At 66.2% G+C, this 11,764-nt stretch carries 12 protein-coding genes; 8 read left to right on the top strand and 4 right to left on the bottom strand.

Going from position 1 to position 11,764, the window contains the following annotated elements; genetic code table 11:
• The first annotated feature begins 4 nt into the window (after positions 1–4).
• The 7 genes from ureG (at position 5) to KBY70_RS09590 (ending at position 6,603) form a co-directional block, all read left to right on the top strand.
• Positions 5–601 (top strand): urease accessory protein UreG, encoded by a 597-nt coding sequence (ureG, locus tag KBY70_RS09560; RefSeq protein ID WP_094558899.1) that lies wholly within the window; start codon positions 5–7, stop codon positions 599–601.
• Between the two features lie 198 nt (positions 602–799).
• On the top strand, positions 800–2,092 hold the full coding sequence (urtA, locus tag KBY70_RS09565) for an urea ABC transporter substrate-binding protein (protein WP_369801999.1): 1,293 nt from the start codon (positions 800–802) through the stop codon (positions 2,090–2,092).
• A 96-nt stretch (positions 2,093–2,188) separates the two neighbouring features.
• Entirely contained in the window at positions 2,189–3,346 is a 1,158-nt protein-coding gene (locus KBY70_RS09570) for an ABC transporter permease subunit (RefSeq protein ID WP_094558897.1), read from the top strand.
• A gap of 3 nt (positions 3,347–3,349) precedes the next feature.
• Positions 3,350–4,486 (top strand): urea ABC transporter permease subunit UrtC, encoded by a 1,137-nt coding sequence (gene urtC, locus KBY70_RS09575; protein WP_254988319.1) that lies wholly within the window; start codon positions 3,350–3,352, stop codon positions 4,484–4,486.
• Positions 4,483–5,274, top strand: a complete 792-nt coding sequence (urtD, locus tag KBY70_RS09580) for an urea ABC transporter ATP-binding protein UrtD (protein WP_094558895.1) — start codon at positions 4,483–4,485, stop codon at positions 5,272–5,274. Before urtC ends, urtD begins: the two co-directional genes overlap by 4 nt.
• Before the next feature lie 14 nt (positions 5,275–5,288).
• A complete protein-coding gene (gene urtE, locus KBY70_RS09585; protein ID WP_094558894.1) occupies positions 5,289–6,032 on the top strand; it encodes an urea ABC transporter ATP-binding subunit UrtE in 744 nt (247 codons plus the stop codon).
• Positions 6,033–6,129: 97 nt separating this feature from the next.
• The gene (locus tag KBY70_RS09590) at positions 6,130–6,603 is read left to right on the top strand and encodes a hypothetical protein (RefSeq protein WP_254988320.1); all 474 of its coding nucleotides are present in this window, start codon (positions 6,130–6,132) and stop codon (positions 6,601–6,603) included.
• On the opposite strand, the gene KBY70_RS09595 is transcribed toward KBY70_RS09590, so the two are convergent.
• Genes KBY70_RS09595 through queC form a run of 4 tightly spaced genes read right to left on the bottom strand, consistent with a single transcriptional unit; the run spans position 6,573 to position 11,094 of the window.
• Positions 6,573–8,156 (bottom strand): APC family permease, encoded by a 1,584-nt coding sequence (locus tag KBY70_RS09595; RefSeq protein WP_254988321.1) that lies wholly within the window; start codon positions 8,154–8,156, stop codon positions 6,573–6,575. The genes KBY70_RS09590 and KBY70_RS09595 overlap by 31 nt on opposite strands.
• Positions 8,157–8,174: 18 nt before the next feature.
• A complete protein-coding gene (locus tag KBY70_RS09600; protein WP_254988322.1) occupies positions 8,175–9,086 on the bottom strand; it encodes an aminotransferase class IV in 912 nt (303 codons plus the stop codon).
• Positions 9,083–10,411, bottom strand: a complete 1,329-nt coding sequence (locus KBY70_RS09605; RefSeq protein ID WP_254988323.1) for an anthranilate synthase component I family protein — start codon at positions 10,409–10,411, stop codon at positions 9,083–9,085. The genes KBY70_RS09600 and KBY70_RS09605 overlap by 4 nt, the downstream gene beginning before the upstream one ends.
• Entirely contained in the window at positions 10,408–11,094 is a 687-nt protein-coding gene (queC, locus tag KBY70_RS09610) for a 7-cyano-7-deazaguanine synthase QueC (RefSeq protein ID WP_254988357.1), read from the bottom strand. Before queC ends, KBY70_RS09605 begins: the two co-directional genes overlap by 4 nt.
• A gap of 139 nt (positions 11,095–11,233) precedes the next feature.
• On the opposite strand from queC, the gene KBY70_RS09615 reads away from it, so the two are divergent.
• Entirely contained in the window at positions 11,234–11,761 is a 528-nt protein-coding gene (locus KBY70_RS09615) for an ecotin family protein (RefSeq protein ID WP_254988324.1), read from the top strand.
• Positions 11,762–11,764 lie beyond the last annotated feature (3 nt).

Raw genomic sequence — 11,764 nt, forward strand, 5'->3', positions numbered from 1 at the left:
TCGGATGAGCAAGCTGCGGGTGGGCGTGGCCGGGCCGGTGGGCTCGGGCAAAACCGCCCTGGTGGAGGCCCTCTGCCGGCGGCTGCGCGATCGGCTGCAGCTGGCGGTGGTCACCAACGACATCTACACCCAGGAGGACGCCCAGTTCCTCACCCGCGCAGGAGCCCTGGAGCCCGAGCGCATCCGCGGTGTGGAAACGGGCGGCTGCCCCCATACCGCCATCCGCGAAGACTGCTCGATCAACCGGGCGGCGGTGGCGGAGCTGGAGGCGGCGTTTCCCGATCTGGATCTGGTGCTGGTGGAGAGCGGCGGCGACAACCTGGCCGCCAGCTTCAGCCCCGAGCTCGTGGACCTCTGCATTTACGTGATTGATGTGGCCGCCGGCGACAAGATCCCGCGCAAGGGCGGGCCGGGCATCACCCGCTCCGACCTGCTCGTGATCAACAAGATCGACCTGGCGCCGATGGTGGGCGCCAGCCTTGCGGTGATGGAGGCCGACACCGAGCGCATGCGTGGCGGGCGCCCCTGGTGCTTCACCAACATCCGCACTGGTGAGGGGCTGGATGCTGTGGAGCAGTTTCTGTGGGCCCAGTTGCCCTGATTTGGTAGCCATCGCCACAGACAGCGCTGCCGCTGAATGTTGCTTTGTTGTGATGGATTCAGTTGTGTTGATGCCTTCGTTGCAGCGGTTGAAGGAATCGTTGCAACCGCTACACAGCGCAACCCGTTCGGCTGGATACGTTCCACAGCACCGCTGAACAGCAGCGGCACATTCAGCGGTTTTTTCGTAGGAGTTTTTATGCATCCTTCCCTCATGCGCAAGGCGGCCTTCCGTTATGTCGCCGGTGCCACGGCGGTGGCGGCCAGCCTGTCGCTGGTGGCCTGTGGTGGCGGTGAGCAGGCCTCCGGGGACTTTGACGGCGAAGTGAAGGTGGGCATCCTTCACTCCCGCTCCGGCACCATGGCCATCTCCGAAAACACGGTGGCCGAAGCCGAGTTGATGGCCATCGATGAGATCAACGCCAAGGGTGGCGTGTTGGTCGATGGCAAGAAGCTCAAGATCGTCCCTGTTGAGGAAGACGGTGCTTCCGATTGGCCCACCTTTGCTGAGAAGGCCAAGAAGCTGATCGATCAGGACCAGGTGGCCGTCGTCTTCGGTGGCTGGACCTCCGCCAGCCGCAAGGCGATGCTGCCGGTGTTTGAGGCCAAGGACCACTTCCTCTTCTACCCGATTCAGTACGAAGGTCAGGAGTGTTCCAAGAACATCTTCTACAGCGGTGCAGCACCCAACCAGCAGGCCGAGCCTGCCGTGGACTGGCTGCTGCAGAACAAGGGCAAAGATTTCTTCCTGGTGGGCTCGGACTACGTGTATCCACGTACCGCCAACACGATCATGAAGGAGCAGCTCAAGGCCAACGGCGGCAAGGTGGTGGGCGAGGACTACCTGCCCCTCGGCAACACGGAAGTGGCTCCGATCATTGCCAAGATCAAGCAGGCCTTGCCCAAGGGCGGTGTGATCGTCAACACCCTCAACGGCGACAGCAACGTGGCCTTCTTCAAACAGATGAAGGCCGCTGGGATCACCCCGGCCAATGGCTACTCGATCATGAGCTTCTCGATCGCCGAAGAGGAGATCGCCGCGATTGGGCCTGAATATCTCGAAGGCACCTATGCGGCCTGGAACTACTTCCAGAGCCTCGACACCCCGGCCTCCAAGGAGTTCACCAAAAACTTCAAGGCCAAGTACGGCGACAGCCGGGTCACCAGTGATCCCGCTGAAGCCGCCTACATGATGGTGTACCTCTGGGCTGCTGCTGCCGAGAAGGCCAATAGCGTTGATGACAACAAGGTGCGCGAGGCCCTGATTGGGGTGAGCTTCGATGCTCCCGAGGGCAAGGTGACCGTGCAGCCCAACCACCACGTCGAGAAGCTCGTGCTGATCGGTGAGGTGCAGAAGGATGGCATGTTCAAGATCCTCGAGAACAAAGGCTTCGTGAAGCCCGTGGCCTGGAATCAGTACGTGCCCGAAACCAAGGGCTTCACCTGCGACTGGACCCAGAACCGCCCCGACGCTGGCAAGTTCAAGATGTGAGCCCTGGGCTCGCCAATTGCGTCATGACCGGGGGGAGCATTGTCTCCCCCTCTTTTATTTCCTGTGATTTCCCTTTGCTGAGCCCTACTGGGCGCCATGGATCTTCTTTACGACACACTCTTCAACGGCCTGGCCATCGGCTCGGTGCTGGTGCTGGCGGCCCTGGGATTGGCCGTGGTCTTCGGCTTGATGGGTGTCATCAACATGGCCCACGGCGAGTTGATGATGCTGGGCGCGTACACCACGTTTGTGGTGCAAAACCTCTTCAAAAATGGACCGCTACAGGGGATCTTCCCGCTCTACATCCTGGTGGCGATTCCGCTGGCCTTTCTGGTGAGTGGCCTGGCTGGTTTGCTGCTGGAGAAAACGGTGATTCGTCGTCTCTATGGCCGGCCCCTGGAAACGTTGCTGGCCACCTGGGGCGTAAGCCTGATCCTGCAGCAGTTCGTGCGATCGGTGAGCAGTGCTTTTGTGATTGGCCTGCTGGTGGCCGTCGCCCTGGGCCTGGTGGCGCCGCGGCTGTTGCCCAGGCCCTGGGGGCAGCGCCGCTGGGCGCCTGTGCTTGGAGTGGCCACCTGGGTGATCGCCGGCCTGGTTGGCATCGCCCTGGCTTCTGGTTTGGGTGGCGTGCGGGTGCTGGATCAGCCCTGGTTCAGTGCCCGCAACATTGATGTCACCGCACCGGTTTGGTTGCGGGGCTCGGTCGATCTCGGTGCCGTCAACATGCCCACGGCCCGTCTATTCATCATTGCCCTCACGGCCCTGGCCCTGGTGGCCGTGCATTGGTTTCTGCAGAAGAGTGTCTGGGGGATCCGCATTCGCGCCGTCACCCAAAACCGCTCGATGAGTGACTGCCTGGGGATTCCCACCGAAACCGTCGACGCGCTCACCTTTTTGGTGGGATCCGGTTTGGCCGGTGTGGCCGGTGTGGCGGTAACCCTGCTGGGTTCGGTAGGCCCCAACCTGGGCGGCAATTACATCGTCGACTGTTTCATGGTGGTGGTGCTCGGCGGGGTTGGCAAACTCCTCGGCACCGTGGTGGCGGCCCTGGGCATCGGCGTGCTCAGCTACGTGATCGGTTCGGGTTCGCTGTTGTTGGTGTGGCCCGCCATGCCCGCTGGCCTCAATGAGCTGATCACCTTCTTCGCCACCACCTCGATGGCCAAGGTGCTCGTGTTTGCTTTGGTTGTGGTGTTTCTGCAGTTCAGGCCGGCTGGTCTGTTTCCGCAGAAGGGCCGCATGGTGGAGGCCTGAGCCATGGCGAAATGGCGCACCTGGCTGCCCTGGCTGTTGCTTGTGGCAGCCGGCCTGATTCTTCCGGCGATCCTGCCGCCGTTCCGGCTCAATCTGCTGGGCCGTTTTCTTTCCTTGGGGATTGTGGCCCTGGGGATCGATTTGATCTGGGGCTTCACCGGGATGCTGAGCCTGGGGCAAGGCATTTTCTTTGCCCTCGGTGGGTATGCCGTTGGCATGCACCTGCAGCTGCTTGCCTTGCCACCCGGTGAATTGCCGGAGTTCTTTGGCCTGTATGGCGTGAAGGCCCTGCCGGCTTTCTGGCAACCCTTCCATTCACCGCTGTTTACCGGTTTATGCATCTGGGTGCTGCCGGCCCTGGTGGCCGGAGTGCTCGGCTATCTGGTCTTTCGTAACCGCATCAAGGGGGTCTATTTCTCGATCCTCACCCAGGCGGCCTTGCTGGTGTTTTTCAACTTCTTCAATGGCCAGCAGAAGTTGATCAACGGCACCAACGGTCTCAAAACTGATACGGCTCGGATTTTCGGGGAGCTGGTGGGCAGCGACGCCATGCAGCGCAACCTCTTCTGGCTCACCTTGGTGCTGGTGGTGGCAGCCTGGGCGCTGTGCCGCTGGATCACCCGCGGCCGCTTTGGCGATGCCCTGATCGCCATCCGCGACGACGAGCCGCGGCTGCGTTTCACCGGCTACAACCCCACCGCCTACAAGACCCTGGTGTTCGCCATCGCGGGTGCCATGGCTGGTGTCAGCGGTGCGCTCTACACCGTGCAGTCGGGCATCGTCTCGCCCCAATACATGGCGGTGCCCTTCTCGATCGAGATGGTGATCTGGGTTGCGGTGGGCGGCCGCGGCACCCTGATCGGTGCGGTGCTCGGCGCCGTGCTGATCAACTACGCCAAGAGCCTGGTGAGTGAGCAGCTGCCGGAAACCTGGTTGTTCATCCAGGGTGGTCTGTTCCTGTTGGTGGTCACGGCCCTGCCCGATGGTCTGGTCGGCTGGTGCCGCCAGGGCGGCCCCCGTCAGATCCAGGCGATGGTGGGCTGGCCGCCACTGGCACCCACCTATCCCGGCCTGGATCTCGACCCCGCCGTGCAGGCCGAACGCGAGGCCCTTGGCTCTATCCCCGGAGGTGCCCCATGACGGTGTCCGCTTCCACTCCAGTGCTTGAACTGCGCCAGGTGAGCGTCAGCTTCGATGGCTTCTTGGCGCTCAACGACCTCAATCTGTCGTTGGCTCCCGGTGAGTTGCGGGCCGTAATCGGTCCCAATGGTGCTGGCAAAACCACCTTCCTCGATGTGATCACCGGCAAGGTGCGCCCCACCAAAGGGGATGTTGTGTTTCGAGGGCGCTCGCTGCTGGGGATTGCCGAGCACCGCATCGCCCGGCTCGGCATCGGCCGCAAGTTTCAAACGCCACGGGTATATCAAAACCTCACCCCTCGGCGCAATCTCGAGCTGGCCGTGAAGGGCAGCCACGCCCCCTTCAGCCTGTTGTTCGGCGGTCTGGACAGCCGCCAGCGCGATCGGGTGCAGCAGTTGCTGGCGGTGGTTGGTCTGGAGGCCCATGCCTCCCAGCGGGCTGGCAGCTTGTCCCACGGCCAGAAGCAGTGGCTTGAGATCGCCATGTTGCTGGCCCAGGATCCCTACGTGCTGCTGGTGGATGAGCCCGTCGCCGGCCTGTCCGAGGAGGAAACCGAGCGCACCGGGGCTCTGCTGCGCAGCCTGGCCGGTGACCACACCGTGCTGGTGATTGAGCACGACATGGACTTCATCCGCGAGCTCGATTGCCCGGTCACCGTGCTGCACGAGGGCCACGTGCTGTGTGAGGGCCCGATGGATGCAGTGCAGAGCGATCCCCGCGTGATTGAGGTGTACCTCGGCGTCGAGGACAGCGGCGTTGAGGACAGCGGCGTTGAGGCAGACGCATGATCTCTTCCCCCACCATGACCTCTCACTCCTATCCCCCCCAGGACGAGGCCGGCCACCTGCTGAGCGTGCGCGGGCTGAACGTCTACTACGGGGAGAGCCATATCCTCCGCAACGTCGATCTCTCGATCGCGCCGGGTCAGATGGCCTGCTTGATCGGGCTCAATGGCGTCGGCAAGACGACCCTGCTCAAGTCGATCATCGGTCTGGTGCCCCAGCGCAGCGGTCGCATCGACCTGGCTGGCAGCGCCTGCGGCGGTCTGCCGCCCCATCGCCGGGCCCGGGCCGGCATCGGCTACGTGCCCCAGGGGCGGGAGATCATCCCCCAGCTCACCGTGCGCGAAAACCTGTTGCTGGGCTTGGAAGCTCTACCGGGGGGGATGGCGCGCCATCGCCACATCGATCCGCTGGTGTTTGAGCTGTTTCCCGTGTTGGAAACGTTTTTGGCCCGCCGCGGTGGCGACCTCTCCGGCGGCCAGCAGCAGCAGCTGGCGATTGCCCGCGCCCTATTGGGCAAGCCCCGCCTCTTGCTGCTCGATGAGCCCACCGAAGGCATCCAGCCCTCCGTGGTACTCGACATTCAGCGCGCCGTGGCTCGGATCATTCGCGAGACGGGGATTTCCGTGTTGCTGGTCGAGCACCACGCCAGCTTCGTGCGCCAGGCCGATTGGTATTACGCCATGCAGAAGGGGGGCATCGTGGCCAGTGGCTCCACCGCCGACCTCAGCAAGGAGATGATCCAGCGCTTCCTGAGCGTTTGAAGCTTTGGGTCTGGTGATTGGGCCTGGTGACGGGTTGGTTGTCGAGTCCCTGCTCCCTGGCTAGGACTGGGCCTCAAGTTCACGCTTTGGATTGTTGATGCGCTCTTCTTTTGTTGCCGCCGCCGCCGCAGGTCTCTGCAGCACAGGTCTCCTGGCGGGCTCCTTGCCGGCCCAGGCGCAGACCTGTCAGTTCCTGGCCCCCGTTGGTGGCGATGGCGTCACCAACATCATCACCAAGACGATTGGGCCGGGCAATCCCTTTGGCCGCCCCAACTGGAACACCGATTTCTTCGTCACCCAGCCTTACGGCAGCTACAAGTTTTTCTTCACCGCCAACTCCTCGGTGAGTGCCACCTATCCGATTCAGGGATACCTGAAGTTCACCGATGGCTCCAGCCTGCAGGTGATCAACGAGTCGTTTGCACCCCAGGTGGGAACGGGTCGGATGTGGGGCCCCTTCCCGGCGATCCCCGGCAAGACCGTGAGCCAGCTCAACTTCAAGATCGGCGCCAGTGCCGATCAAGCCGCTACCGGTTTCACCTACCGCATCTCGACGATGGGCTGCAACTGATCGGGTTGCAACTGAGTGGGCTCGACCTGGGCATCCGGGTGGGCCTGCGCCAGCCGTGAGTGGGTGGCGATGGGAAACACCACCAGGGCCCAGGCCGCCAACACGCTGAGCTGGCTCGTCAGCCCCAGCTCGATGCTGGTGATGGCCACGATGCCGCCCAGGTAGAGAAACCACCACAGGCCCTGGCGCAGTTGCTGCCGATCAGCCAGAGCAAACAGGCTCGCCGGCACCAGCACGATCAGGCTGGCGCCGCGCAGGGCGCTGCTGCCGCACCAGCTGATCGCCCAGGTGGCCAGCACGAAGGCGGCGGGGCACCACAGGCGGGCACCGGGCAGGCGGTAGGCGCGGTGGGCCTGGGGCAGCTGCTCTCGCAAGGCGATCAGGCTCACCGGGCCCATGGCCAGGGCGATCACCAAGGTGGCCGTTAGGAAGCTCACCACGGTTTGCCAGCTGGGGCCGCTGAGCAGCATCAGCACCCCCATGGCCAAACTCACCAGCAGCGCCACCGAAGGTACGGCCTGACGGTTGAGTCGTCCGAGGCTGCCCGGCAGCAGCCCACAGCGCCCCATCATCCAGCCCACCCGGGCCGAGGCGCCCATGTAGGTCATGGCCGTGGCGCTGGGGGAGATCACCGCATCAAGCAGCAGCAGCCGCGCCACCCAGCCGAGGCCCAGGCCCATGGCCAGGGCCACCAGCGGTCCGCCATGGGCGCTGAGTTGCAGCCGGGCCCAGCCGCCGGCGAGCTGGTCGGGGGGAACGGACACCAGGAAGGCCAACTGCAGGATCACGTAAACGGCCAGGGACATGCCCAGGCCGAGGGCCATCGCCAGGGGCACGGTGCGCTGGGGCCGGCGGGCCTCGCCGGCCAGATCCATGGCGGTGCGGAATCCCAGCAGGGAAAACAGGATGCCGCCGCTGCTGATCGCCGTGACCATGCCTTGCAGGGTTTGGGCGGGGGCCTGGGGGATGGCGCGCAGGTTGCCCCAATGGCCCGAGGCCAGCATCAGGGTGACCGAGATCAATAGGGGGATGGCCAGCTTCCAGGTCGTGAGCCCATCGATCCAGCGGGCCAACCAGCCCACGCCCGCCAGGTTGATCCAGGCCAGCACCACCAGCAGGGCCGTGGCCAGGGCCAGCCCTGGGCCGCTCAGCACCTGGCCGGCCCCGCCCTGGCTGGTGGTGGCCGCCACGGTGAGCCAGGGAAAGCTGCTGGCCAGGTATTGCAACACCGCCAGCACCTCGATGGTGGGCAGGGCCAGGTAGGCGATCCAGGCGCTCCAGCCGCCGATGAAGCCGGCGGTGCGGCCGTGGCTGAGCAGGGGGATTTGGGCCAGGGCGCCGGAACTGCTCACCAGGGAGCCCAGCTCGGCAAACACCAGGGCCAGGCTGAAGGCCAGCACGCCGCCCAACAGCCAGGCGCCGAGAGCGGCCGGGCCAGCACTGCGGGCGGCATAGAAGGGGGCAAACAGCCAGCCCGAGCCGATGGTGCTGGTGACCACGGCGAGGGTGAGGCTGCGCAGCCCCAGCTGGCGGGAGAGTCCGGAGCTGGTCATCAACGAGTCGTCATGTGATCATCCTCGCCTGGGCAGGAGCAGTTGCCGCCAGAACGTCTCGGCCTCACCGCCAAGGCTGCTGCCTGTGCCCTCGCCGGCCAAGGGGGTGGCATCCAGGTGGCTGATCGGCCGGCAGCCCAGGCTGTTGATCAACCAGGCCGCTTCGCAGCGGGCCAGATCCTGCTCCTGGATCGGCTGCTCCACCAGCAGGCTGCGATCGAGAGCCCGCTGCCGCATGACGCCCGGCAGGCAGCCATGGCTTAGCGGCGGCGTGATCCAGCTGCTGTTGCGGCGCACCAGCAGGTTGGCGGTGGTGCCGCAGCAGAGCCCGCCAGCGGAGCTGCGCAGCAGGGCGTCATCGGCGCCGGCCTCCTGGGCCTGGCGGCGGGCCTGGATCGAGGGCCCGTAGGCGAAGCTCTTGCAACGGCTCAGCAGGCTGGTGGCGCTGCGCTCTTCGGTGGGGCTGACGATCACCCGCACCGGCTCAAAACACGGCTCGATGGCACTGAGCTGTAGCCAGAAGCGCGGGGTGCACGCATTAGGAATGGCGATCCCGCGGCTCCCTGCCCCGCTGCCTGAGTTTCTCCCTGAGCCCCGACTCCAGTTGAGCCGCAGGGCGCCACTCCTGATGCCACTCCTGATGCCACTGCCGATGCCACTGCGGCGGCTGGCTTCTGTGATCAGGGGTTTCACGATCGCCACGCCCGGTGGGGGCGGCAGGGCCAGCAGGGCAGCGGAGCGCTGCCAGCGATCGAGGTGCTCCTCCAGCAGCCAGGCGCGGCCCCCCTCCACCAGCAGCGTTTCAAACACGCCATCGGCCAGCAGCAGGCCCCGATCGCTGATCGGCAGCGCCAGATCTTCCGGCGGGCCCCAGCACCCTGGCCCCGAGGGGTCGGCCAGCCAGGCGATGGTCGCAGCTGGACTGCTCATGCCAGGGCCTCCAGCAGCGGTTGCAGCTTCCAACCCAGTTCTTCGGCTTCCCCGCCGGGATCGGAGTCGGCCACGATGCCGCAGCCGGCATGGGCCCGCAGCCGCTGGCCGCGCAGCAGCAGTGAGCGGATCAGGATGCTGCTGTCGAAGCTGCCATCGCTCCCCAACCGGAAGAGGGAGCCGCAGTAGGGCCCGCGGGGCACCGGCTCAAGGCCATGCAGCCGCTCACAGGCGCGGATCTTGGGGGCGCCGGTGATCGACCCCCCCGGCCAGCAGGCCCGTAGCAGATCGATCGCGGTGAGCCCATTTCGCAGCTGGCCCTGCACCACGGAGGTGAGGTGGTGCACCTGGCGGTAGCTCTCCAGACCCACCAGCTGGGGTACCTGGATCGAGCCCGGCACACACACCCGGCCCAGGTCGTTGCGCAGCAGATCGACGATCATCACGTTTTCGGCCCGGTCCTTGGGGCTGCAGACCAGGTCGGCGGCGGCATCCGCATCGGCCTCGGGGTCGCGGTGGCGCGGCCGGGTGCCCTTGATCGGCCGGGTTTCCACCAGCCCGGCCCCATCCACCCGCAGAAAGCGCTCCGGCGAGGCCGACAGCACCGCTTCTCCGGCTGCTGCGGCACCAGCGATCGCCAGGCCACCGAAGGGTGCGGCGCAGGCGCGGCGCAGGCGGCCGTAGAGCGCCAGGGGATCGGCGGCGCCCTCCAGCTGGTGCTCACAGCAGGCGGTGAGGTTGGCCTGGAAGAGATCGCCGGCGGCGATCCAGCTGAGGATCTGCGCCACCTGCTCGGCGAAGCGCTCGGGTGGGGTGTGCCAGTGCCAGGCCGTCGGGGGGATGGCTGCCTGTGGCGGGTCTGCCGGGGTGTGGGTGCCTGCCCCGTCCAGATCCAGGCCAGCCAGCAGCGTCGCAAAGGCGGCCAGCCGGGTTGGATCTTCGCCTTCGAGCCACTGCTCCCGGGCCTCGTGGTCGATCACCAGCACCGGGTCGTGGCGGGCGGCCCAGAGCAGGGCCATGTCGGGGTGATGCCAGTGGGAGGCCGGTTCCACCCAGGCCCCGGCTTCGTAGCTCAGCCAGCCCATCCAGTGGCCGCCGCCCTCGGCCAGGGCGGCCAACTCGGCAAAGGGATCCTCTGCCCCGGCCTGGCCCGGTAACCCTCGGCACACCCGTTGCTCCAGTGGTGCCAGGCCCAGGCGGCTGCAGCGGCCCTGGGGGCTGCCATCGCCATCGAGCCACACCAGCCCTTCGCTGCCCAGTGCCGCGGCCAGGGCCTGCACCAACGGCCAGGGCTCCCGCCAGGACAGGGGGTGGCGCTGGCTCATGGGGCCGTCGGGTGGCTGGCCAGGTCGGGTCGTCCGGCTTCGATCAGGGCGGCATCGCGGATGCGGCAGCTGTCGCACACGCCGCAGGGTTGCTCGCCGCCGGCGTAGCAGCTCCAGGTGGTTGCAATCGGCACCCCCAGCCGCAGGGCTTCCTGCACGATGCGCGTCTTGCTCCAGCTCACCAGCGGCGCCCAGAGTTGGGCGCCGTGGCCTTCGCGACCGGCCTTGCTGGCCAGGTTGGCCAGGGTCTGGAAGGCGGCCAGGTAGTCGGGGCGGCAGTCGGGATAGCCGGAATAGTCGACGGCGTTTACTCCCAGCACCAGCCGCTCGGCGCCGCGGGCTTCAGCCAGGCTCAGCCCCAGGGCGATGAACACAGTGTTGCGGCCCGGCACGTAGGTGCTGGGAATCACACCTGCCTCGACGCCATCGATGGGGATGGCCAGGGCTCCATCCGTGAGGGAAGAGCCGCCCCAGGCCGCCAGGTTGACGGCGATGGTGTGGTGTTCCTCGAGGCCCAGGGCGACGGCCAGCTCCGTGGCGGCTTCCAGTTCGCGGCGGTGGCGTTGGCCGTAATCGAAGGAGAGCCCGATCACGCGGTGGCCGGCCTCGCCCGCCAGGGCCGCGGCGGTGGCGGAATCCAAACCGCCGGAGAGCAGGGCGATGGCCAGGGGCGGAGTGGGCATGGTCACGGATGCGAAACGGCCAGGGCGAGGGTCTGCTTCGCGAGTCGCTCACAGAGGTTGTACAGATGTACATCTTCCCTGAGGCCAGCGGCGCTCAATCCCGCCACGATGGCGGCAGTGCTGAGATAACTCAATGGGGATGCTTTGGGGTCGCGCGGCGACCTTGGCTGCTGCGGCGGCCGCACTGCCGCTGGCGCTGGCCGTCACACCGGCCTCGGCGATTCCGCGCCTCGATCTCAAGCCCTATCCGGCGCCAGCTCCCGGTGAATCCCGTTGGGTGATCCAGTTGCCCGGAGTGCTGCGCCCCAGTAGCGATCCAGTGATCTCCCCCAACCCGGCCGACTGGCGGGTGGAGTTGATCGTGGGCCGGGAGTTGGAGGTGGATTGCAACCGCCAGCTGTTGCGCGGCCGCATCCGCTACGAGAGCCTGCCCGGAAGGGGCTACCGCGTTTACCGCGTCAGCGGCGGCGATCTCTCCGCTTCAACGCGCATGGCCTGCCCACCCGATCAGCCCAAGCGCAGGGCCTTCGTGCCTTTGGCTGGTCAGCCCACCGTGGTGCCCTACAACGCCAGCCTGCCGATCGTGATTTACACCCCAAAGGATCTGCAGGTGCGCTGGCGTCTATGGAAGGCCGAGACGCGGCAGGAGCAAGCTGTGAAGCGATAGCGC

Origin of the sequence: Cyanobium sp. ATX 6E8, assembly GCF_024346335.1 — a bacterium.
GTDB lineage: Bacteria > Cyanobacteriota > Cyanobacteriia > PCC-6307 > Cyanobiaceae > Cyanobium_A.

What these genes read in the sequence shown, in the direction of transcription:
- ureG (WP_094558899.1), top strand. Translation starts at nt 5, where the DNA reads ATGAGCAAGCTGCGGGTGGGCGTGGCCGGGCCGGTGGGCTCGGGCAAA.
- urtA (WP_369801999.1), top strand. Translation starts at nt 800, where the DNA reads ATGCATCCTTCCCTCATGCGCAAGGCGGCCTTCCGTTATGTCGCCGGT.
- KBY70_RS09570 (WP_094558897.1), top strand. Translation starts at nt 2,189, where the DNA reads ATGGATCTTCTTTACGACACACTCTTCAACGGCCTGGCCATCGGCTCG.
- urtC (WP_254988319.1), top strand. Translation starts at nt 3,350, where the DNA reads ATGGCGAAATGGCGCACCTGGCTGCCCTGGCTGTTGCTTGTGGCAGCC.
- urtD (WP_094558895.1), top strand. Translation starts at nt 4,483, where the DNA reads ATGACGGTGTCCGCTTCCACTCCAGTGCTTGAACTGCGCCAGGTGAGC.
- urtE (WP_094558894.1), top strand. Translation starts at nt 5,289, where the DNA reads ATGACCTCTCACTCCTATCCCCCCCAGGACGAGGCCGGCCACCTGCTG.
- KBY70_RS09590 (WP_254988320.1), top strand. Translation starts at nt 6,130, where the DNA reads ATGCGCTCTTCTTTTGTTGCCGCCGCCGCCGCAGGTCTCTGCAGCACA.
- KBY70_RS09595 (WP_254988321.1), bottom strand. Translation starts at nt 8,156, where the DNA reads ATGACCAGCTCCGGACTCTCCCGCCAGCTGGGGCTGCGCAGCCTCACC.
- KBY70_RS09600 (WP_254988322.1), bottom strand. Translation starts at nt 9,086, where the DNA reads ATGAGCAGTCCAGCTGCGACCATCGCCTGGCTGGCCGACCCCTCGGGG.
- KBY70_RS09605 (WP_254988323.1), bottom strand. Translation starts at nt 10,411, where the DNA reads ATGAGCCAGCGCCACCCCCTGTCCTGGCGGGAGCCCTGGCCGTTGGTG.
- queC (WP_254988357.1), bottom strand. Translation starts at nt 11,094, where the DNA reads ATGCCCACTCCGCCCCTGGCCATCGCCCTGCTCTCCGGCGGTTTGGAT.
- KBY70_RS09615 (WP_254988324.1), top strand. Translation starts at nt 11,234, where the DNA reads ATGCTTTGGGGTCGCGCGGCGACCTTGGCTGCTGCGGCGGCCGCACTG.